Source organism: Acidipila rosea (genome assembly GCF_004339725.1).
Lineage (GTDB): Bacteria > Acidobacteriota > Terriglobia > Terriglobales > Acidobacteriaceae > Acidipila > Acidipila rosea.
This window is the reverse complement of sequence record NZ_SMGK01000005.1, coordinates 304162-325145: the sequence shown is the minus strand read 5'-3', so window position 1 is coordinate 325145 and position 20984 is coordinate 304162. Positions and strand designations below refer to the sequence as shown.

Here is a 20984-nt window from a genome sequence, read left to right as displayed (position 1 = left end):
CAGCTAGTGCGGCGCTGGCGCGCGATGCTGGGCCTTGAGCTCCCGATAGACAGCCAGCTCGCGATCCGCGTCTCCTGTACGGCCTGCGCGGCGATAGGCTGTCTGCAGCTGATAGTGCATGTAGTCCGCCTCGGGGTCGAGCCGCACCGCAGCCTCCAGGTGCATAATCGCACCGCTGGCGTCTCCGTCTTCGAGCATCGTCTTGCCGAGCTGATATTGCGCCTGCGCGTGGCCGGGCGCTTCGCTGACCACCTGCCGCAGCAGCGCCTCGGCCTCCTGGCGATGCGAGGTTTCAAGCAGCGCATAGGCGAGATAGTATTCCGCATCAGGATTGCCGGGAGCGATCTTCAACTCCTCCCGCAGCTCGGGGATGGCATCGTTCGGCCGGTCCAGCCGGAGCAGCGCCGCTCCGACGAGGTAGTGTGTGTGCGGGATCGAGGGATCTTCCGCGCCCACCTTGCGAAAGCACTGGGCGGCCTGCTCGTAGTCTTCGGTGACGTTGTATATCTGGCAGACCAGCATCAGCTCCTTCGGCTGCAGACTCTCCGCCGTCAGCTTGTCTGCGATGCGGTTAGCCTGCTCCTGGTGTTTGGTACGCGCGAGGGAATAAGCCCATGCCGAAGCCGCGCGCGGATCCTGCATCGCGAGCGTGCCCACCGGCTCAAACGCGCTGGCTGCAGCATCATAGTTGCCCAGGGAAAACTGGGAGACGCCGAGCAGCAGTTGCGATGTCTGGTCCTTCGGGTTCGCCAGCACTTCCAGCTCAAGGGCGCGGGCGCTCTCGGCATAGTCCCCCATCCGAAAGGCGGCGTTGCCAAGATCGCTCATAAGCCCCGGCGTGCCCGCATCCCACTTCTCAGCCTCATGAAAGCGCTCCACCGCCTGCGGGTAGAGCTGCTGGCGCGCCTCAGCCGTGCCCCAGTCAGTGAAGGCGGATGCGAGGATTGCGCGCAGCTTCTGCTCGCGCGCCTGCAGACTGGCCTTTTCGGCGGCAGCTACAGGAATATCGCCCGCGGGCTCAGTGGGGTCGATACTTGCCAGATCAGTCCCGCCCGGCAGATGGCTCTGCGCCTCTGTCAGACCAGCCCCTGCTTCAGTGGAGCTGTCCAGCGCAAGGGAATGCTGATACAGCACGGCAGCCTGTGGCCATGCGCGTTCGGCCTGGCGCAGCTGCGCCATGTGGAGTAATGCCACTGCGGCGAGCTTGCGCGCGCTGTCAGCAACTTCTTCGGGATTCGAAGCCTGCCTCGCGGCCTGCTCGGCCGCAAGCTGCTTCTGGAGGGTTGCTTCCTGCGCCGCGACAGGAAGCGCTGCAAGCATCGCCGTTAAAAACAATGCGCGGGTGAGAGAAAGTACCACGTAATTATCCTGCCATACCGGGCTGCGAAAAAATTGCGGCAGGCCCGAAGGGTAGGGCCTGCCGCTGGGAGGACTGCCAACACAATGAGCTGGTTAGAACTCGATGTGTATTCCGTACTGGATCTGTCGCTGCGCGTTCCCCACAAGGGCTGTCGAGGTGCCGAAGCCCGGAGTAGCGGTTTGCGCGGTGACGACGTTGTTGGTGGGGCTGCAGGCTGCATACTTGCCTGTCGTCCCGTTGATCGGTCCGCAGTTCACATTCTCAAACGGCGAGAAGGTACCGCCCGAGCTAAGGAAGTTGGCATGGTTGAAGAGATCGAAGAAGTCCATGCGGAACTGGATGGTTGCGCGATCGCGTACTTTCCAGTTCTTGTCGATGGAGAAGTCCGTGTTCACCATGTTCGGGCCGTGGCAGTAGCCGCGGGGCTCATAGTTCGACGGAATCGTCCCGATCTGGTAGCCAATCAGGGTGAATGCATTGGGGTTGACGATCGTGTTGTTGTGGCTGCCGCTGGTGCATCCCTGGTTTCCATTGATCAATGGACGCGCCATAGAGGTAAAGCCCGTCTGGAATTGCGAGTTGAGTTGACCTGCGCCGGCCCCGTCTACCAGGCTCGTATTTTCGGACATGCCCTGGTAAATGGTGAAGGAGTTTCCGTTCTCGGCAGTGGTGATGCCAGTCAGTTCCCACCCGCCGAGCGTGCTCTTGACCAGAGTGTCGCGACCCGTGAACTGGGGGAGGAGATAGGTCGCGTTGGCCACGAAGATATTCGGACGGTTGGTCGTTGCGTTGCCACGATCAAGGCCCGGATTCGGATAGTAGGTGAAGCTCTGTTGTCCGAGGCTACCGCTCGAGTCATCCAGCAGGATATCGGAGATGGAGTGCGACCACGTGTAGGCAGCCTGCAGTTGCAGATTGCGGAAGCGTGAGTTCAACGACACTTCAAGGGCGCTGAAAACAGAGTCGCCATTGTGTGCCCACCAGGTGAGCGTGCTGTAGTTCGAGAAGGGACGCAGAGCCGTCTGGGCAGCGCCGTTCGTGAACGAAGCCTGCAGCCAGTTCTGCTGCGGAATCGTGTTGATGTCGTAGCTCGAAGTTAGATGGATGCCGCGATTGCCGACATACGCCATCTGCAGAATGGTGTTCGGGGCAAGCTGCTGCTGGACCGAAGCGTTCCACTGCCAGGAATTTGGCACGATCGCCCTCGGATCAGCGCCGCCCGCCGGGCTCGCCGTTCCGCCCGTCAGGCTGGTGGGTGTAGCGCCACCGACTGTACGGGGATAGTTGGACTGGTTAACCGCGAAGGGAGCATTTGAAACCAGGGTGTAACGCGATACGCGCTCACGCTGGAAGAACTCGCCTCCGCCCGCGCTTACCACCGTCTTGCCATCGCCCATAACATCCCAGTTGAAGCCGACGCGCGGCGCAAACATGTGATAGTTCGTGTCTACGAGCGCGCGGTTCGGACCCTGTACGCCGCTTGAGAAGTTCGTGCCGAACTTCTTATTGGCTGCGCCGCAGGGGTCAGTACCAGGAGCCACCCAGAGGCCGTTGCAGGCATCGCTGGCTGGCTTGCTCGGATCGTAAAGCGAGGGCTGGAAGCTGGTGATCTGGTTATTCGGTTGATACGTCGGCGGAAACAGCGAGTAGCGCACGCCGTAGCTGAGCGTCAGACGCGGGGTAAGCTTGAACGCGTCCGTTGCGTAGATTTCATAATCGCGCCAGCGAAGCTGCGCACGAACGTTGGTCGAGGTTTCACCAAAGTACAGCGTGTTGTTAGGCAGCAGGAAGTTAGCCAGGTTGTTGCCGGTGGCAAATCCTCCTGGAGCGACACTCGAATCGCTGGTGCCGATCGACGGGCGCTCTGAGGTTGCCGGACCCGTATCTTCATTCTTGCTGTCAATTGCGAGGAGTCCGCCAAACTTGAAGGTGTGGCGTCCTTTGACCCAGGTCATGTCGTCCTGAATCGTATAGAGGTCAAGCTCATTTTCCCAGGGAGCAATGAGAGACGTGGAGTTGCCGCTGCCATAGCTGCCCAGGTTGACGGAAGGAATGCCCTGTGGCGATGTCTTGTCAGCAATGGGGTAGAGAGTCGGAATCGCAGCCGTGATCTGCGGCAGCAGGCCCGGGTTGGTGCCCCCCGGCGTAATGTTGATCCGGTTGTTGGAATACTGGAAAGCCACGTCATTGACAAGGTTGCTGCTGATGGTTGATGTCCAGCGCGCCACCATTGACTTTGAAGGCTGCGCCCAGCTGCTGTTCAAGGCCGGGAACGGATCGTCGCCCCAGTACCCTGCGTTATAAGCCGGGTTGGACCACGTGTCCTGCGTGTAGCGAATCATTAAGGCGTTGCGCGGTGTCAGGTTAAAGTCCACGCGTGCATTTTCTTCGCGCCAGAAGAGGCCCGTCGGCAGTGAAACATCCCAGTTCTGGCCATTGCTGTTGAGCGAGGCAAGGTTGGGATTCGGGTAGACCTTCATCAGCGTGGACGCTGCAGCGTCAGTGGAATTCAAGGCATAAGGATTGCCCGGAGCCTGGAACTGCGCAGGAATGTTCGGAAGCGGCTCACCGCATGAAGGATTCGCGAAATTGCCGCTTAACTCCGCCGCTGTTGGAACGCAGGCAGAGACCGTCCGCCCGCGGATTTCGTGGTTCCACTCCTGGCTCCAGAAGAAGAAGAGCTTGTCGCGCTTGATAGGACCGCCTACCGAGTAGCCCCAGTCGTTACGACGCAGCTTGTCTTTGCCATTCAGGGGGAGAGTCTGGCCCTGCGCCTGCGCGGCCAGGAAGTTTTGCTTGGCGAGATAGGTGTAAGGGTTCAGAGCATCGTTGCGGCCGTCGTAAAAGACGCTGCCGTGAAAGTCATTGGTGCCGGCTCGCGTCACAATGCTGATAATCGCGCCCGAGGCCTGCCCGTACTGGGCGCCGTAGTCGTTCATCAGCATCCTGAACTCGGCAATCGCCTCGTTCGACGGATAGATCAGAATCGTGCGGTTGGAACCTACGTCGTTGTTGTTTACACCGTCGATCAGAAACAGGTTATTCGTCGTGGGGTTGCCGTTGACCGACATATCCACGCCGCCCTGCAGGCCCTTGTTCTTGGTGTCGAAGTTGTTGGCCCCCGATACGCCCGGCTGCAGCTGCGTCAACTCGACAAAGCTGCGTCCGTTGAGGGGCAGTTGCTTTACCTGCCTGCCGTCGACGACCGCGCCAAGCTCAGGGCTCTCGGTCTGCGTTTGTATCGCATCCGCCTGGACCGTCACCTGCTCGCTTACCTGTCCGAGGGTGAGCTGCGCGTTTACGGTGGTTACCGTCGAGGTGTGAACCACGACGCCGGTGGAGGTGAACTTCTTGAAGCCCGGCGCCGTTACCGTCACTTCATAGTTTCCGCCATAGATATCGGGCACCTGATATTCGCCCTGGCCGTTCGTGGTGGTCGTCCTGACCTGCTTGGTGCCCGTATTCGTAACGGTCACTGTCGCATTGGGGAGCGCTGCTCCTGACGTGTCCGTTACATTTCCCGTGATATTGCCGCTGGTCTGCTGCGCATATCCCGCAGCGAGCGTGATGGCCACCAAACCAAGTAAAGCGAACCATGTTCGGATTCGTCTCATATTTCTACTTGCCTCCTGAAAAGGTGTTGCTGAGTCAAACAATTCGAACTGCAGCTTCTACGCAGTTCACTTCCGTACCCAGCAAAGGAATGTCTTGTCTAGACATATCTCCCTTGCTACCCACAAAAGCATCTTTGCACCTGCGAACAGTGCTTCTATATCGCCAAAGCGTTGCATTAAACAGTTTAAGTAGAGATGGGCAGTGAAGCATTTTTAGCCGCGGCCCTATTTAGCATCGACGCAAAGACAGTTGTCAAGCCACGAATCTTGGGCATGGTTACGCTATCACGCGGCTGGAAGCATGCAGAGAAAATGTAAAGGTTTTCTTCAGAAAGGCACTATTCAACTGTTTGTCTCGCTTTTCAGCCAAAAAGCGATTTAGCCGCGGAGCCGCACCTTGGCGAGGCCAAGGAATACTCTTGTGCTACGTACCTCGAAAGTAACGCTTTTATTTTTTGGTGGGGGCAATCTTTGTTGGAGGAACCACGCCCTGGCCCTCGAGGACTGAATAGAAGTGATCGGCTGCAAGTCCTGCCATCTCTTCGGTTCTCCCCGAGGGCCAGTGCACTTCGACCTTATCGATCGTCGTCGTCTTCCCCAACCCGAAGTGCACCCGGAGATCGTTCTGCGACAGGTAGCTGCCACCGCTCCGGACCTCGTCCGTCTGGGTTACGCCGCCCGCGGTGAGGGTGATGCGGGCGCCGAGTGCGAGCCGGTTACTCTTCGTGCCGGCCAGTTCAAAGCTGACCCAGTGGTTGCCGGGGCTTCCCTGGTTGTGCAGCAGCATAGGCGCGCCATCCAGGTCCTCGACCACCACATCGACATTGCCGTCGTTATCGAAATCGGCGACGGCAAGACCGCGACTGACGCGGGGCTCAGTCAACGGCGCACCGGCCTGCCGGTCCGCATTGCAGAAGGTGCCGTTGCGCTCGTTCATGAAGAGGTTCTTGGGCTGGCGGTACCGTGCCCCGGAGGGCAGCGAATCCACCTGGGGATAGACCTGCCCATTCACTGAGATCAGGTCGGCCCAGCCATCGTTATCGAGATCGACAAACGCGGTTCCCCACTTCACCCACGGCAGAGAAGGCAGCGCGGTGCCCGACTCGTAGGAGACATCGCGAAAATCCCACTTGCCGTCATTCTCATAGAGGGTGTTGTGTTCGTCGGCGAAGTTGGTCACAAACAGCGAGAAGCGGCCCGTATGGTTGTAGTCGGCCACGGCGATGCCCATCGAGCCCTGCTCGGAGCCGTCTGCATCGACGGCAGTGCCCGACTCGAAGCCGATATCGGTGAATTTGCCGTTGCCGTCGTTGCGGTAGAGATAGTTGGGCGTCGAGTCATCGGCGACGTAGATATCCGGCCGCCCGGTATTGCCCAGATCCGACCAGACCACGCCGAGACCATAGTAGCCGGGCGCGTCATCGACGCCGGCGCTCTTCGAGACGTCGGTAAAGGTCCCGTCGCCGTTGTTGTGATACAGCGCGTCTCCTGCGCCCTTCAGTCCTCGCGGGCCGCACTGCACATCGATCCCGCGGTAATTGCACGTCGGACTTTTGCCGAAACCGGGCAGGTCGTTCAGTTTGAAGTCGACATAGTCCGTCACCATCAGGTCGACATACCCATCGCCGTCATAATCGCCAAATGCCGCCCCCGTGGACCAGCGTCCGTTGGCGACTCCCGCCTTCTTCGTCACATCGGTGAAGGTGCCGTCGCCATTGTTGCGATAGAGGACGTTCCCTCCCAGACAGGTCACGTAGATATCGGGCCAGCCATCGTTGTTGTAGTCACCGACTGCGCCGCCCATCGCGTAGCAGGGTGTGGCGATACCGGCCTTCGCTGTAACGTCGGTAAAGGTTCCGTCGTGGTTGTTGTGATACAGCGCCCCCGACGCCTTTTCGCCCTTCAGGGCCATATCCACCGTCGGGGAATTAGTAAAGTAGATGTCAGGCCAGCCGTCGCGGTCATAGTCAACCACGATCACGCCTCCACTCATTGACTCGACGATGTACTTTTTATCCGGCGCGGCAAGGTGGCGAAAGGTAATCCCGCTCTTCGCCGTCACATCGACGAGTTGGGGGATAACACGATCCTTGCAGACTTGCGACCTGGCGCCTGAGGGTGGAGGCGAGGCCACGCTGTGAGCCTGGGCTGCCGCGGCCTGGGCCATAAATAACGGCAGGAGTGCGGCTGTAACAATGACCTGATAGCGAGAAAAAACCATGAGGAAGCAGTCTGCCAGCCAATTGTACATGCGCATGAAAGCGCGAAGTACGCATCGGCACGCAACCTGCTCCCGGCCTTGCAGCAACACAACTCACAACAACGCAAAACTTCTTCACATAAAAGCGAGATGGAATGAAATCTTTGGTATTGCTGGTTGTACTTTTTCTTCCCCTTTGTTGGCTGCCTCAAGCCGGAGCGCAACCGCGTTCGGCAGGATCAAGGCATAACCTCTCCGTGTTCGGAGAATTCAGCGCTTCGCGTCCCGGCCAGGGATCAGGCTTCGTCTACGGTCCGACAGCGGGCGCCTACATGCAGACCAGCCGCCACCTCGGCCTGACGGCGCGCGGCTCTATTCTCCGCGAGGGTTCAGCCATTCACGTCTATGAGGGGCTGCTCGGTCCGCGCATCTCAGCCCATCTGCCGCGCTTCACACTCTATGGAGAGGGCCTCGGCGGCCTAGGACATGCGGGCTACCAGGTGCCTACGCCCACCGGCAATGGCATTGCATCAGGCTGGGGACTGGCGTGGCAGCTCGACGCCGGCCTCGATCACCACATCCTGCCGCATACGGATTGGCGTGTGGTTGAGCTGGCCTACGGCAAGGTTTACACCGGCCGAACCGTTACCTCCACCACCATCAGCACCGGCCTGGTCATCCACCTCTTCTAGCCGGCTGCCAGGGCGACAAGCGCCTGCACATTCCGCGCGTCATCGTTGGGCTCGTCGACCGGCGTTTCGGCGATGAACGCGCTGTGTGCGAAGCGAACGTCATGGAGCAGCCTCGCGAAGGGCTGCGCCCCGATGGTTCCCTCGCCGATGTTCTCGTGGCGGTCGAGCCTGGACCCTCGCGCCGCCTTGGCATCGTTCATGTGCCAGACGTGGACGTTCGCCGCTCCGATCGTCGCCTCGATCTGGCGGATCGTCTCCTCATAGCCCGCCTCACTGACAATGTCGTAGCCCGCGACATGGGTATGGCAGGTGTCGAGGCATGCGCCGACGGGCGCAACCGGCGTCAGACGCTCGATCAGCTCAGCGACCTGATCAAAGCTGCCGCCCAGCGAAAACTCTGCGCCTGCCGTGTTCTCAATGAGTATCCGGAAGTCGCAGCTGTCGAGCTTGATGCCCTCCACCGCGCTCGCAATGGACGCCGCCGCCAGCGATAGCCCCTGCTCCCGCGTGAGCCCGCGCCACGAGCCCGGATGCAGCACCAGGTACTCCGCGCCCAGGGCCAGTGCGCGCTCAACCTCGCCACGAAAGGCGTCGATGGACTTCGCGCGAACCTCCTCCGACTGGCTGCAGAGATTGACCAGGTAGCTCGTGTGGATAACCAGCGGCGCAATGCCGTACTCCTCCCGCAGCTGGCGCATCTTCTCGCAGTGGGCTGGATCGACGGGCGCGGAACGCCACATGCGCGGGCTGGAGGAAAATATCTGGAATGTATTTGCGCCGATTGCCTGCGCGCGTTCTGCGGCGCGGTAAACCCCGCCGGAGGTCGAGAGATGAACCCCTATACGTTTCGCTTTCACTAAAACCTGACTATACAATTAGACCGGCTATGCGAACCATCCTCACCGCGGAAAAGCTTTGCACTGAAACCGAAACGCTGGCGCGTCCCGTTGTCATCCTGGAAGACGGCGTCATCCTCAGCATAGAGTCGCAGCAGGCAGCGGAGCTGCCGCCGGGCGAGCGCCTCGACTTCCCCGGCGCAACCCTGGCGCCTGCGTTCTTTGACGTGCATATCCACGGCAGCGCGGGCCGCGATGTGATGGATGCCAGCGAGGATGCCCTCACCGTGATTGGCAGGTTCCTTGCGCAGCGCGGGGTAGGCGCCTATCTGGCGACCACCGTCTCTGCGCCACTCGACAAGCTGCTGCATTCGCTTGAAGGGCTCGCGAAGCTCATGCAGCAGGATATTCCCGGAGCGAAGCCCCTCGGTATTCATCTTGAGGGTCCGTTCCTGTCGCACGCCCGGCGCGGGGCCCATGCCACCGCCGATCTGCTCACCCCCACCGCCGCTCTTTTTGACCGGATGTGGCAGGCTTCCAACGGGACGCTTCGTCTGATGACAATTGCCCCGGAGCTGCCCGGCGCAGAGGAGGTTATCAGCCGCGCCGTTGCTGTTGGCGTGCGCGTAAGCCTCGGCCACAGCGACGCAGATACCGCCGCCGCCCGACGCGGCGTCAAGCTCGGCGCGGCTTCCGCCACCCACACCTTTAACGCCATGCGCAAACTCGATCAGCGCGACCCGGGCATTCTGGGTGTGGCGCTCACTGAGGATAATCTTTTCGCTGAGATCATCTGCGACGGTCTGCACGTCGACCCCGCTATGGTGAAGCTCTTTCTGCGAGCCAAGAGCGCCGACCGGGGCATCCTCGTCACCGACGCCATGTCCGCAACCGGCATGCCCGACGGCAGCTACAAACTGGGCGAACTTGAGGTGCGCGTCGTCAACGGCCGCTGCATCATCGGCGAAGACACCCTGGCTGGTAGCACCCTGACGCTCGACCGCGCCGTCCGCAACTTTACTGCCTTCACCGGCGCGCCCCTTGAGACCGCGTTGCTGCTGGCCAGCCGCAACCCTGCGCGCATGACGGGTTTTGAGGGCCAGGTGGGATCGCTGGCCCCGGGGCGCATCGCCGATATCGCAGTGCTCTCCCCTTCCGGCGAGGTGATTACAACGCTGCTGCGTGGGCGGCCTGTGGCTGCGTAAACGCCTGCCGGGCGCGCCATAGCGCCCCTGCAATCGGGTCTGCCGCTTCGCCATGCACCACCGCGTTCGGAAGCTCGCGGCGAATCTCCGCCATCATGCTCTCGCGCACAAAGGTGACGCCGCTGAGAATGCCCCCGGTAAAGGCGATGCCGGGCATCGCTGCATCCGGCTCCAGCCGTCGCAGCTTGCGAAAGGCATGCGAGGCGCACTCACCCAGCACGCGGCCGCCAAGCTCCAGTATCTCGCGGGAGACTGCATCGCCGGCCTCCGCGCATTCCACCACCAGCGGCGCAAGCTGTGAGAAATCCGGGGACGGGGTCTGATTGGCTATGTTCACCACGTCGCCGAGCGTAGTCGCTTTCCAGAACTCGCGCGCCCGCTCCAGCAGCATCGACGGCTGATCGAAGTCATACGCTCGAAAGGCCAGCCGCAGCGCCTGATGCCCGATCCAGTAGCCCGAGCCTTCATCGCCCAGCGCAGGGCCCCAGCCACCCACGTTGAAAGTGCTGCCATCTGTCGCGCGAGCCAGGATATTCGATCCCGTTCCGGCCATCACCAGCACTCCGGCCGCTCCCGGAAAAACCGCGTCCAGCGCAATCACCTCATCGCCGCAGACGACGATCTCCCCTCCGGCGTACTGCGAAAGGATCTTCTTCATCCAGGCCTGTGTCTGGGGCAGGCGCACTCCTGCGGTTCCAATGCAGGAGGCGGCTACCTCGCGAAGCTCCGCGCCGCTCTTCCGCTGGATCTCGCCGAGCAGCAGCCGCATGTTCTCCTGGGCCTGCTCCTCGCTGACGCGCAACGGCTTGATACTGCCGCCACGCGCTCTCGCCACAATATGACCATCATTGGCCAGCGCACACTCGGTCTTGGTGCCTCCGGCGTCGAAGCCAAGAAACAATGCCACTCTGCTACTCCTTTGGCTGCGGGGCGAGCACGCCCGACAGAACATTGATACTGCCATCCACCGGCGGCGCCTGCAACTGAAGGATCCTCGCAATCAGCGGATAGAGGTTCACATTTTCGAAGGGCTTCACCGTCACCCCTCGTCCGATGTCCGGACCTTCAGCATAGAAGATCGCCTTCATTTCCGGCATCTCGCGAGGGTCGTACCCATGGCCGCCCGTGTTCGGCGCGCGATCTTCTCTGCCCGCCGCAGGAGCCTTCGCGCGAATGGCATATGGCCCGGTCGGCACCACAATCGGGTCGCCGGAGCGAGGATTCGTATCGTAGTGCAGCCACGCCGGCACATGCTCTCTGCGATAGACCCGGTAGCTGCCGTCGGCAATCTTCAACTGCTGGTAAGCCCGCTCTGTGGCAGCCTCGGAATCCCCATAGAGCAGCGAACCCGCGGTTACGAAAGACGCGAGGTCGGCATGCGTGTCCAGATCGATCCAGGGGCCCTGTTCGCGTATCATGCCGTGGTCGCTGACCACAATCAGATCGACCGGCAGATGCAGTGCAGCCAGCCGCATCTCAAGCCTGCCCACAAGCCCATCAACACGCTTCACCGCTGCGGCTGTCTGCGGCGCATCCGGCCCAAATTCGTGCCCGGCGTGATCGACATTCGAGTAGTAGAGCGTAATGAAATGCGGGCGCTGCTCCGGGGGCAGCCTGAGCCATTCGACAACCTGGTCGATGCGTTGCTCTTCCGGAAACTTATCGTCGAAATGCAGATAATAACTCGGCCGTACTCCCTGGATAGCTGCCTCGGAGCCCGGCCAGAAGAAGCACGCCGAACGCATCCCCTGCTGCTCCGCCAGCACCCACAACGGCGTCCCGCCATACCAGCTGCCGTCACTGTTCGTCTTCGGATCGTTGTAGGCGTACCGCTCCTTGCGCGCCGGGTCGTAGAAGCTCATCGCCACGATCCCATGGTGTTCCGGATAAAGCCCCGTCACCAGCGTGTAGTGGTTAGGAAAGGTAAGCGACGGGTAAGACGGGATCATGCCCTCCGGCGCGCTCGCCCCATGGGCTGCCATCGACAGCAGGTGGCCGGCTCCATATTTCCTCGCGTAATCGTAGCGAAAGCCGTCCAGCGAAACCAGCACCACGTAGTGCTTCTGCTGCTGCGCCGGGGTATTTGCAGGATTATTTGCCGTGAGGACCGGCGCAGCCGTCTGCCCGCGGACGGTCGCGAGCGCCGGGCAACAGAGCGCCAGCGCCAGCAGCAACCGCATCGTGAACTTGGGCATGCCGTGTCTCAAACAACCAGATTACTTCAACGCACCAGATATCCGGTAAACGCGACCACCAGTCCCACCGCGCCGAAGCCCATGCCCAGAAACCAGTACGCCCGCTGCCGGGTGAGCAGCGTAATCGACGTAACCACCAGCCCTATCTCCAGCAGCGCTTCACCAAGATCAAATCGGCTCGCCCGACGCTCTGCCCTGCGCACGCCGTGTTCGTACTCCCGCGCCTGTTGCTGCTCCTGCTCCAGATCGCCCGCCCACTTTTTCAGGTGAGCCTTATAGCCCTCCACCATCTTCTGAGCCCCTGCCATGTCCCGCAGCGACAGAGCCGACAGATAATCGACTGCCAGCGAGGTATCGGCCTGCCGGATCTTCTTCGCCTGGTAGAGGTTCCACTGGTCACTCGCTCTGGCCTGTTCGAGTACCGCTTCCGTATGCATGCGATGGCCCAAGACCGTCGTGATCGCAACAAGGACGGCCAGCACGCTCATCGTGAAGCTCACGGGCTTCAGCGTCGGGTGCTCATTGGCCTGCTCATGCGTCTCCTGCAACTCCTGTGCTTCGTTCGGTTCCATGTTCTCCATTCTGCGCAAGGACACACAACGCTCGTTCAGCCGCTCAATCTCCGGCCCAGCGTCCATCCTTCACATTTGCAATATACCGTTTCGAATTGAATTTCTTACCCGTCGATGCGCCCGACATATAACGAATCGTCCCGAAGATGGGCCGCTCGAACCATGGACGGTCATGCACTCCTGCCATTGCCCAGGCGACGCCCGCATAGCCGTTCGGGTCGCGGCCGTCGAGGAAGTACTTGTCGTTCATCGTCACGGCCCATTCATAGCCTGTCGCCGGATTCGGCGACCACTCCAGTATCTTTTTCGCCCAGTACATCCGCAGGTAGTTGTGCATCCAGCCGTACTTCGTCATCTGCAGCTGCGCTGCGTTCCACATCTCATCGTACGTCTCCCCGCGCTCCAGCTGTTCCAGCGTATAAAGGGGATCGCGCTTGTCTCTCGCATGTTCCCGCAGGGTCTTTTGCGCCCAGTCCGGCGCCCCCTCGATCGTGTCGTAATTCGGCACGTACTTCACAAAGTTGACTGAGAGCTCCCGCCAGCCCACCAGCTCGCTGACAAAAACATCCCGCGCCGCATGGGTCGCATGCCCTGCCTTTACGGCTTCATCCGCCGCCAGCACAATCGTGACCGGGCTGATATGCCCGAAGTGCAGGTACGGCGACAGCCTGCTCGTGCCTGCGGATTCGGGATGATTTCGCTGAGTATCGTAGCGGGCGAGATCGGACGTGACAAAGTCCTTCAGCCGCTCCATCGCAGCATGCGTACCGCCCTTGAAGCTTTCGACCGGCTCCACGCTGCGATCGAAGTTGCGCCAGCCGTGGGTGACATCCTCGCGGACATCGAAGGACTCGAAGTTTGCCGGCCGCTTCCACTCATGCAGAGCCCGGTGGTTCGCAAAGGGCACGAGATACTTCTGCATCTCCGCATAGAGCTTAGGCTTCATGATGTGCAGCGCATACTGGTGCTTGGGAAAGAAGTTGGAGGGCACAACCAGGTCCGCATCGACCGTCCAGTAAGGAAGCTGCAGCCGATGCGCAAGCACCTTGCGCCAGCGTTCTGGTTCGCGGCACGGGTTCTCGTCTCCAATCACCATCGCTGCGCCTACCTCGTTGAGAAACTTCTCCAGCGAATTCAGCGGAGGGCGGCGGACAACAAAACTTATATTGCGTCCGGCCAGGTCTTCTTCTATATCCGGCAGCCCCTCATTGAGGAAGGCATAGTGCCGCAGGTTCGCATGGGGAAAGTTTGATATGGCCGAAAAGAATGCCACCACCGGCAGCCCTAGCGCGTTGCCAAGCTCAATCGCTAGATCGACTGCAGGGTTATCGCGCCCGCGCTCAGCACGCTGCATCCAGTAAACAACACATTTGCCGTCCTTCAGCGGCGCTCCGGCGCGTCGAACGGTGACACGAGGGTTGTCGGCAAGGGCTTCGAGGGAGGGAGGTGTCTGCGTGGAACTCATGGTCAAACTGATGTTACTTGGCCACCATCAGTCATGGCGTTCCGATGGAAAAGTTATTGTGGCCTTATAACGAAGGGCGTCCCCAATGGAAAGGGGCAGCCGATGGCTGCCCCTTTTGATGCAACGGCCGCCAGCCTACCAGAGGCCCCACGCGCGGCTGATGTAATCGGTCATGACCATCGAGATCAGCACCAGGAAAGTAAAAAATCCCGCGGCAACCGTCAATTTGAGAAGCTTTGAGCTGTACCGGATGTGCATGAAGAACAGCACTACCAGCATCGCCTTGATTACTGCAATCGCAAGTGCGACAACAGCATTGAAGACGCCCAGCTCGACAAAGGAGATCGCCGTCGTTGCCCCGGTGAGCAGCAGAAGCGTGCCACCGATGGCGAGGTACACCTTGGGTCCGACGACGTGGTGCGGATTGGCAGTTGGTTCAGACATTCTTAATCAAGTCCTCTCTCGCGTCGTGCGCTCACTGGTGCCTGCTGATGAGATAGAGCAAAGGAAACAGGAATATCCACACAATATCGACAAAGTGCCAATAGAGCCCGAAGTTCTCTATTGTTGATACATGCCCGTCGGTATAGGAACCCCCATAGGCCTTAATAACAAGGATGATGAGGATGGATATGCCGATGATCATGTGCAGTGCGTGCATGCCCGTCATGGCGAAGTAAAGCGAGAAGTAAACCTGGGTCTTCTCGGCCATGTCGAGCGGCAGCGGTTTGTCATCGGGATACGCAGGGTTCACGTTCACGAAGTCGTGCACACTGAAGTTGAGCCCCGGGACGTGGTGCTTCTCCCACTTCTCGTGGTACTCATCGCTCTTGATGCCGAGGAAGACGAGTCCCAGAGTGATGGTCAACAGCAGATAGGTGATCAGCGCCTTCCGATTACGTGTCTCCGCACTGTAAACAGCCATCGCCATCGTAAAGCTCGAGCCGATCAGCACGGCCGTATTGATCGTGCCAAGAACAATCGACAACTGGTGGCTGCCCGCGACGAACGCCGGATAATACCAGTTGCGGTAGATCAGGTATGCCGCAAACATACCGCCGAAGAACATGATTTCGGTGAGCAGGAAAAGCCACATACCGAAGCTTGACGCCTCACGCTGCTGCTCCACCGTTTCAAAGTGGTGACGCAGATAGGGAGGATGAGCGTGCTCTACGGAAGGAGTGTGCTCCGGACTGGTTGCGATCGCTTGGCTATCCAACGGTCTGGACCTCGTGTTGAGTCTTATTTGCAAGCCATTCGTAGTCGTAGGCCTCGTGGTCCACGATAGGAGTTTCTAGAAAGTTCTCAGTCAACGGCGGAGACTGGATCTGCCATTCAAGACCAGTCGCCTGCCATGGGTTGGCCCCGGCAATCTTGCCGTATTTGAGCGACCACGTCATGTACAGCATCGGCAACAGATAGCCGATGCCAAGCACCGTCGCACCCGCTGTCGACAACACATTCAGCACCTGAAACTCCGGCGGATAGGCTGCATAGCGACGCGGCATACCCAGATAGCCCAGGATGAACTGCGGGAAGAAGGTGAGGATGAACCCGATGAAGGTAGTTAGAGCCGCCAGCTTGGACACTTGCTCCGGATACATGCGGCCGGTCATCTTAGGCCACCAGAAGTGAATCCCGGAGAGGTAGGCCATGAGCATGCCGCCGACCATCACAAAGTGGAAGTGAGCCACGATGAAATAGGTTTCGGTGAGATGGATATCCATGCCCATCGAACCGAGGAAAACACCGGTCATACCGCCGATGGTTACAAGGCCCAGGAAGCCGAACGCGTAGAGCATCGGCGTTTCAAAGGTGATCGATCCCTTATAAAGGGTTGCCGACCAGTTGAATATCTTGATGGCTGTCGGGACGGCGACCAGCATGGTCAGGAGCGAGAACACGAGTGCCGAGTAGTTTGAAACACCCATGATGAACATGTGATGTTCCCAAACAAAGAAGCCGAACACCGCAATAGCAACAGAGGAGAATGCGACCGCTGTATAGCCAAAGACTCGCTTGCGGGAGAAGGTCGAGATAACCTCGGAAATCACACCCATACCCGGGAGGATCATGATGTACACGGCCGGATGAGAGTAGAACCAGAAGAGATGCTGGAAGAGAAGCGGATCGCCACCCTTGGTCGGGTCAAAGATTCCAATGCCGATCGTGCGCTCAAGAATGACCAGCACCAGCGAGATAGCCAGTACCGGGGTTCCCAGCACCATGAGAATGGAGGCTGCATAGTGCGACCAGATAAAGAGCGGCAGCCGGAACCAGGTCATGCCCGGGGCGCGCATGCGATGAATGGTCACGATAAAATTGAGACCGGTAAAGATGGACGAGAAGCCTGCAATGAAAATGCCGAGGCCTGCGGTCACCACATGTGTATTCAGATAGTGAGTACTGAGTGGAGTCGTAAATGTCCAGCCGGTATCGACGCCGCCAAGAACCATCGCCGCAATAGTAAAGGCTGCTCCCGCAAGATAGAGATACCAACTCAGCAGGTTGATCTTGGGGAAGGCGAGGTCCTTGGCCCCGATCATGATTGGAATGAGGAAGTTCCCTATCGTGGCTGGCACTGACGGCACCAGGAACAGGAAGACCATCACTATCCCGTGCATGCTGAATACCTTGTTATAGGTATCCGTAGCCATCAGATCTGATTGTGGCGTCAGCAGTTCCAGCCGGATAAGGCCAGCCATCGCGCCACCGACGAAAAACATGAATGTGATCGAGATCAGATAGAGGATGGCAATCCTCTTGTGATCTCCTGTCAACAGCCAGCTTTTCAGCCCGTACTCGCTGTTGAGATAGGACTTTTTCGGTAGAGTGGCGCCCTCTTGCGGAGGGAGCTTGACGATTGTACTCGCTGTGCTCATTGCTTCACCATCCCCTGCCCGGCATTTGCTGAACCAGAAGTCCCCGGCATGGCAGGCGACGGGGTCTGGACCTGACTCGTATTCAACGTCTGCTGAACACGATAATTGGAATTGAGGTTCTTGATGTACTCGACCAGATCAATCAGGCCATCCTCGCTGACTTGTCCCTGGTACGTTGGCATGATCGGGGCATAACCCGCAACCTGGTTCATCGTCGGATTCAGGATGGCGTTACGGAGAAAGGCATCGTCCACCGTGACATAGCTGCCGTTCGACATCTGAATCTTGCTTCCATAGGCTGCCGCCAGGTTCGGCCCGCGCGCCGTGGCCGCGCCGGAGTGGCAGGAGTTGCAGCCGAGGCTGGCAAAGAGCCGCTCCCCGTTCTGGGCCAGCGACGTTCCGCTGGTCGAGCCGGCGGTCCATGCCTGGTAGTCATCCGGCGTCATGGCGTAAATCGTCCCGATCATGGCCGAGTGCAACGTGCCGCAGTACTGCGTACAGAAAAGATGATACTCGCCGGTCTTTGTCGCCTCAAACCAGACCGTCGTGTAACGTCCTGGAATCGCCTCGCGCTTCACGCGAAACGCCGGGATCGAGAAGCTATGGAAGACGTCCTGTGAAATCAGGGTGAGCTGCACCGGCTTGTTGATCGGGATATGGAGGGCATTGATTTCATGCTGCCCGCCCGGATGCTCAGCCTTCCACATCCACTGCTTGCCGACCACATAGATATTCATGGCATTGGTCGGAGGCGTATAGATACGGAAGTACAGCAAGGCGCCCCAGACAAAGGCGATCATGAACAGGGCAAGAGGAATAATCGTCCATGTTGCCTCGAGGAGCGTCGATCCTTCGATCTGGACCGCTTCAGGATGCTTTTCCTTCCGGTACTTGACCGAAAAGAGGCCAACCAGCAGCCCCACGATCACCAGGCCTGTCAGCGAGATCCCTACGAGAAAGAAATAGAGCGCATCTGTATAAGGCGCAATTCCGGAGGCCTCGGGCGGAAACAGCGCGAAGTGCGTTAGCCAATTAACGAGAAATTCCCAAAGTACTGGACTGATTATGTGCATCGTTGCCTTTTATCCGTTCGCTCTAGTCCCGCTATGCCCGCCTGCGCGTATGTCGCGGCGGAAGTTCACTACCATAAAACTGCCCAGTGCAAGCATGGTCATCAGACAACCGGCCTGTACGATCCTCGCCACGACCAGGCTGCGGCGGTTCCGCTGCGGATCATACCGGTAGCAATAGGTCAGAATGTCATCAACCGGCGTACCGATTTTGTTGTGCGACGCCTCGACCAGTCCAAGCTGAATGTCTCGTGGAGAATACTCCACGCCGAGGTAATACTGAGATATCTTTCCTTCAGGAGTCAGCAATTCAATCGAGCTGGCGTGCGCGAACTGGTTGAGCTTGCCGTCCGGTCCCTGCACTCTGGTGTATCCGAAGCCTGTCGCCGCAGCCAGTGCCCTGATTGCAGGTTCCTGGCCGGTAAGAAAATGGAAGCCATCTCCCGTTCCCGGCCTGCCGTAACGCTGCAGGTAATAGGCCTTCTTTTTTGCCGCCAGCTCCGGAGTCTCGCTTGGATCAATGCTCACCACGACGACATTAAAATCCTTGCCTGGGTCGAACTTGACCATCTCCAGCGCCCCGACCAGTCCTTCCAGCTCTTCCGAACAGAGGATGGGGCAGCTGTAATACACGAGAGCCAGGATGACAGGTCGCCTACCGAAGTAGTCGCCCAGCTTGACCGTCTTGCCGGTTTCATCCCGAAAGGTCTCATCGAGCGGAACCTGGGTATTCAGCTTCTGCGTGATGGAAACCTTCCCGAGCACGCTGGGCAGATGATCGCGCGCCGGATCTCCCATCTGCTTCTGGCCATAATCCGAGACCTGTGCAGGCGCGGCGCTGCAAATTGCGAACAGGAGCAGGCCCAGACATGCTGCTATTCGAGTCCGGATTGGTGTGAAAGCCTGCATTCTGTCCCTGTATCTCATGTATTCATGCTAACGCGCGCGTGGTTTTCTGCCACGGGCGGCTTTTGGCCGCTCAACAAATGTGCTCAGTGGTTATTAGCCTTGGTGGAAGCCTGTTCTCCCGGCTCCCTGGACGGCCCCTGCTCCTGCTGCTCATAAGCCGTTCGGGCAAATCCGTCCGTTAGAGGCATCGGCACGACAGGCTTGGCATCTCCCGTCATCAGCGGCTCGGAGGGCTGTGCTGCCGGCGCAACCGGCAATCCTCGCTCCACGATTAACTGCATGGCCCGCTCTATTGGAATACGGACCGTGCCCTTGGACTGGTCAATCCAGCTATAGTGCTCAAGCAGCAGATCTTCCCGGGCATGCAGATCGGCTACATCCTGGTTTCCGTCGTCCAGTTGCAGGCGCGGAGTGGGAAAGCGCTGCGTCAGGGCGTGGAGCTGCTGCTGCTGGAGAGCTGGGTTGGATTCCATGTTCCGCGGAGCTGCACCCGGCATATTGAATTGGTTCCACTTGTTAGGCGGACCATCTCGCTTGATCAGCGCATTGTTGATAACCTTCCCCATGCCGTAGCAGAAGACAAAAAACACTCCTACCGACACGGCCATGGCAATCAGGAAGACGACGACGCCAGGCGTGTTGACATCGGTGACTTCAAAGCCTTCCCGGACCGACCCCGGCTTATTATGCGACTCATGCTCGTTATGCGTGGGCATGTTCAGGCTCCAGTATCTCCGCCAGGTGCGGATCGTTGGTGGCCACCAGCGGCCGCTGCTTCAACTGGGTAAAGTAATAAGCCATCCAGAAGGCGATCAGCGCGACGGGGACGACGCAGTACTCCAGAATTCCGATGCTCATGTGCAGGTTCCGGCGGGCATCGGCAAAGTTGGGCTCGATCAGCCAGAACATATCCCAGCAGCGGGCGAAGATCATGATGTAGCAGACCACCTTCAGCCGGCTCTTGATACGCTTCAAATCGCGTGAAAGCAGCAGGGTGAAGGGAAGCAGCCAATGAAACATCACGTCGAGCGTAGCAATCACGCCCCAGCCACCACGGATGCGATCGAGGAACCAGGGAATCTCTTCCGGCGAGTTACCTGACCAGATAATCAGGAAAGCCGCGAAGGCAAGATAGATGTTCAGCATCGTGAAGGCGAAGCAGAGCTTGCCGAGATCGTGCTGCTCGGTGATGCGGAAGACCGTCTTCATCGGCTCCGCCTTTGAAAGCCCGATCAGCGTCAGAATCACCAGTGCGAGCACCCCGTAACCCTGGCCGACAAGAAACTGCAGACCATATACGGTTGAGTACCAGGTCGGGTCCAGCGACATTACCCAGTAGATAGCTCCGGCCGTGAGCAGGATGGAGTAGAGCAGAACTCCGAAGCCGCTGATGTTCTCGAACTTGGTCTGCCAGTAGGGCACATTAGGTGCGGTATCAGCATCCCGCTGCAGCGACCAGCGATTCAGGAAGAAGGTGTAGACCGCCCAGATCGCGAAGCAAAGAAGCGATACCCACCAGAAGCTGACCACATTCAGCATGGGCTTCTTGAAGGCAATGGCATGAGCCTGCTCTGCGTTGATCAGGTGATGACGCAAAGCATCTTCAGTATTGGGGTACCTCGCCCAGATATAGAGCTTCTTGAGGCTCGCACCGAAGATACCCACCGGCAGGAACATCAGGAACACCAGCGGCAACGTCCGGGTCATCGCCTCGAGCGATCGGCGGATCAGAAGACCCCACTTGCCCCCCGACAGGTACTGCACCATCAGCATCGCCATACCGCCGATGCAGAAGCCGAAGCAGATGATGAAGCCAAGCAGCCAGGAGCGGAAAAAGTGTTCCCAGTCATCATGGGCCAGGAAGCCCATGGCTATACCCAGAACGGAGGCAATTGCACCCGTAATAAGTGCGCGCGTCCGCCACGCGTCTACAAAAGCCGGAGCATCGAGTTCATGAGGCAGGGTGTTTGCGTGATGTGCCATC

The 20984-nt window shown here is 59.2% G+C and carries 17 protein-coding genes; 2 read left to right on the top strand and 15 right to left on the bottom strand.

The features are described from left to right. Nucleotides 1-3: 3 nt before the first annotated feature. The 3 genes from C7378_RS15050 to C7378_RS15040 form a co-directional block, all read right to left on the bottom strand. Nucleotides 4-1359 (bottom strand): tetratricopeptide repeat protein, encoded by a 1356-nt coding sequence (locus tag C7378_RS15050; protein ID WP_131998581.1) that lies wholly within the window; start codon nt 1357-1359, stop codon nt 4-6. A gap of 93 nt (nt 1360-1452) precedes the next feature. Continuing rightward, nucleotides 1453-4974 carry a TonB-dependent receptor gene (locus C7378_RS15045; protein WP_131998579.1) on the bottom strand — a complete coding sequence of 1174 codons (3522 nt, stop codon included), beginning with the start codon at nt 4972-4974 and terminating at the stop codon, nt 1453-1455. 448 nt (nt 4975-5422) lie between these two features. Continuing rightward, nucleotides 5423-7195 (bottom strand): CRTAC1 family protein, encoded by a 1773-nt coding sequence (locus C7378_RS15040; RefSeq protein ID WP_131998577.1) that lies wholly within the window; start codon nt 7193-7195, stop codon nt 5423-5425. A 236-nt stretch (nt 7196-7431) separates the two neighbouring features. On the opposite strand from C7378_RS15040, the gene C7378_RS15035 reads away from it, so the two are divergent. Beyond that, on the top strand, nt 7432-7866 hold the full coding sequence (locus C7378_RS15035) for a hypothetical protein (protein WP_131998575.1): 435 nt from the start codon (nt 7432-7434) through the stop codon (nt 7864-7866). Here the strand turns inward: C7378_RS15035 and C7378_RS15030 are convergent. Further along, nucleotides 7863-8723: a deoxyribonuclease IV gene (locus C7378_RS15030; RefSeq protein ID WP_131998573.1), complete on the bottom strand. Its 861-nt coding sequence runs from the start codon at nt 8721-8723 to the stop codon at nt 7863-7865. The genes C7378_RS15035 and C7378_RS15030 overlap by 4 nt on opposite strands. A 29-nt stretch (nt 8724-8752) precedes the next feature. Here C7378_RS15030 and nagA point away from each other — a divergent pair, with 29 nt between their 5' ends. Continuing rightward, nucleotides 8753-9907: an N-acetylglucosamine-6-phosphate deacetylase gene (gene nagA / locus C7378_RS15025; RefSeq protein ID WP_131998571.1), complete on the top strand. Its 1155-nt coding sequence runs from the start codon at nt 8753-8755 to the stop codon at nt 9905-9907. Here the strand turns inward: nagA and C7378_RS15020 are convergent. From C7378_RS15020 to C7378_RS14970, 11 genes are all read right to left on the bottom strand, one after another. Then, nucleotides 9870-10814, bottom strand: coding sequence for an N-acetylglucosamine kinase (locus tag C7378_RS15020; protein ID WP_165876830.1), 945 nt, complete (start codon nt 10812-10814; stop codon nt 9870-9872). The two genes, nagA and C7378_RS15020, sit on opposite strands and share 38 nt — an antisense overlap. A 4-nt stretch (nt 10815-10818) precedes the next feature. After that, on the bottom strand, nt 10819-12102 hold the full coding sequence (locus tag C7378_RS15015) for an alkaline phosphatase family protein (RefSeq protein WP_243648284.1): 1284 nt from the start codon (nt 12100-12102) through the stop codon (nt 10819-10821). A gap of 26 nt (nt 12103-12128) precedes the next feature. Then, nucleotides 12129-12674, bottom strand: coding sequence for a DUF4337 domain-containing protein (locus tag C7378_RS15010; RefSeq protein ID WP_131998567.1), 546 nt, complete (start codon nt 12672-12674; stop codon nt 12129-12131). Between the two features lie 43 nt (nt 12675-12717). Then, nucleotides 12718-14139, bottom strand: coding sequence for a deoxyribodipyrimidine photo-lyase (locus tag C7378_RS15005; RefSeq protein ID WP_131998565.1), 1422 nt, complete (start codon nt 14137-14139; stop codon nt 12718-12720). A 135-nt stretch (nt 14140-14274) separates the two neighbouring features. Then, nucleotides 14275-14583, bottom strand: coding sequence for a cytochrome C oxidase subunit IV family protein (locus tag C7378_RS15000; protein WP_131998563.1), 309 nt, complete (start codon nt 14581-14583; stop codon nt 14275-14277). Between the two features lie 31 nt (nt 14584-14614). Next, nucleotides 14615-15358, bottom strand: coding sequence for a cytochrome c oxidase subunit 3 (locus C7378_RS14995; protein ID WP_243648283.1), 744 nt, complete (start codon nt 15356-15358; stop codon nt 14615-14617). Beyond that, nucleotides 15351-17021, bottom strand: coding sequence for a cytochrome c oxidase subunit I (locus C7378_RS14990; RefSeq protein WP_131998561.1), 1671 nt, complete (start codon nt 17019-17021; stop codon nt 15351-15353). Before C7378_RS14990 ends, C7378_RS14995 begins: the two co-directional genes overlap by 8 nt. After that, nucleotides 17018-18094 (bottom strand): cytochrome c oxidase subunit II, encoded by a 1077-nt coding sequence (gene coxB / locus C7378_RS14985; RefSeq protein WP_131998559.1) that lies wholly within the window; start codon nt 18092-18094, stop codon nt 17018-17020. The genes C7378_RS14990 and coxB overlap by 4 nt, the downstream gene beginning before the upstream one ends. Nucleotides 18095-18103: 9 nt before the next feature. Continuing rightward, entirely contained in the window at nt 18104-19000 is an 897-nt protein-coding gene (locus C7378_RS14980) for an SCO family protein (RefSeq protein WP_131998557.1), read from the bottom strand. A gap of 83 nt (nt 19001-19083) precedes the next feature. Then, nucleotides 19084-19716, bottom strand: coding sequence for a hypothetical protein (locus C7378_RS14975; RefSeq protein WP_131998555.1), 633 nt, complete (start codon nt 19714-19716; stop codon nt 19084-19086). Beyond that, nucleotides 19703-20983 (bottom strand): hypothetical protein, encoded by a 1281-nt coding sequence (locus C7378_RS14970; RefSeq protein ID WP_131998553.1) that lies wholly within the window; start codon nt 20981-20983, stop codon nt 19703-19705. Before C7378_RS14970 ends, C7378_RS14975 begins: the two co-directional genes overlap by 14 nt. Nucleotide 20984 lies beyond the last annotated feature (1 nt).

Coding starts and splice junctions, on each gene's coding strand:
- C7378_RS15045 (WP_131998579.1), bottom strand. CDS start 4,974: ATGAGACGAATCCGAACATGGTTCGCTTTACTTGGTTTGGTGGCCATC.
- C7378_RS14970 (WP_131998553.1), bottom strand. CDS start 20,983: ATGGCACATCACGCAAACACCCTGCCTCATGAACTCGATGCTCCGGCT.
- C7378_RS14990 (WP_131998561.1), bottom strand. CDS start 17,021: ATGAGCACAGCGAGTACAATCGTCAAGCTCCCTCCGCAAGAGGGCGCC.
- C7378_RS15000 (WP_131998563.1), bottom strand. CDS start 14,583: ATGTCTGAACCAACTGCCAATCCGCACCACGTCGTCGGACCCAAGGTG.
- coxB (WP_131998559.1), bottom strand. CDS start 18,094: ATGCACATAATCAGTCCAGTACTTTGGGAATTTCTCGTTAATTGGCTA.
- C7378_RS14975 (WP_131998555.1), bottom strand. CDS start 19,716: ATGCCCACGCATAACGAGCATGAGTCGCATAATAAGCCGGGGTCGGTC.
- nagA (WP_131998571.1), top strand. CDS start 8,753: ATGCGAACCATCCTCACCGCGGAAAAGCTTTGCACTGAAACCGAAACG.
- C7378_RS15005 (WP_131998565.1), bottom strand. CDS start 14,139: ATGAGTTCCACGCAGACACCTCCCTCCCTCGAAGCCCTTGCCGACAAC.
- C7378_RS14980 (WP_131998557.1), bottom strand. CDS start 19,000: ATGCAGGCTTTCACACCAATCCGGACTCGAATAGCAGCATGTCTGGGC.
- C7378_RS15040 (WP_131998577.1), bottom strand. CDS start 7,195: ATGGTTTTTTCTCGCTATCAGGTCATTGTTACAGCCGCACTCCTGCCG.
- C7378_RS15010 (WP_131998567.1), bottom strand. CDS start 12,674: ATGGAACCGAACGAAGCACAGGAGTTGCAGGAGACGCATGAGCAGGCC.
- C7378_RS15015 (WP_243648284.1), bottom strand. CDS start 12,102: ATGCCCAAGTTCACGATGCGGTTGCTGCTGGCGCTGGCGCTCTGTTGC.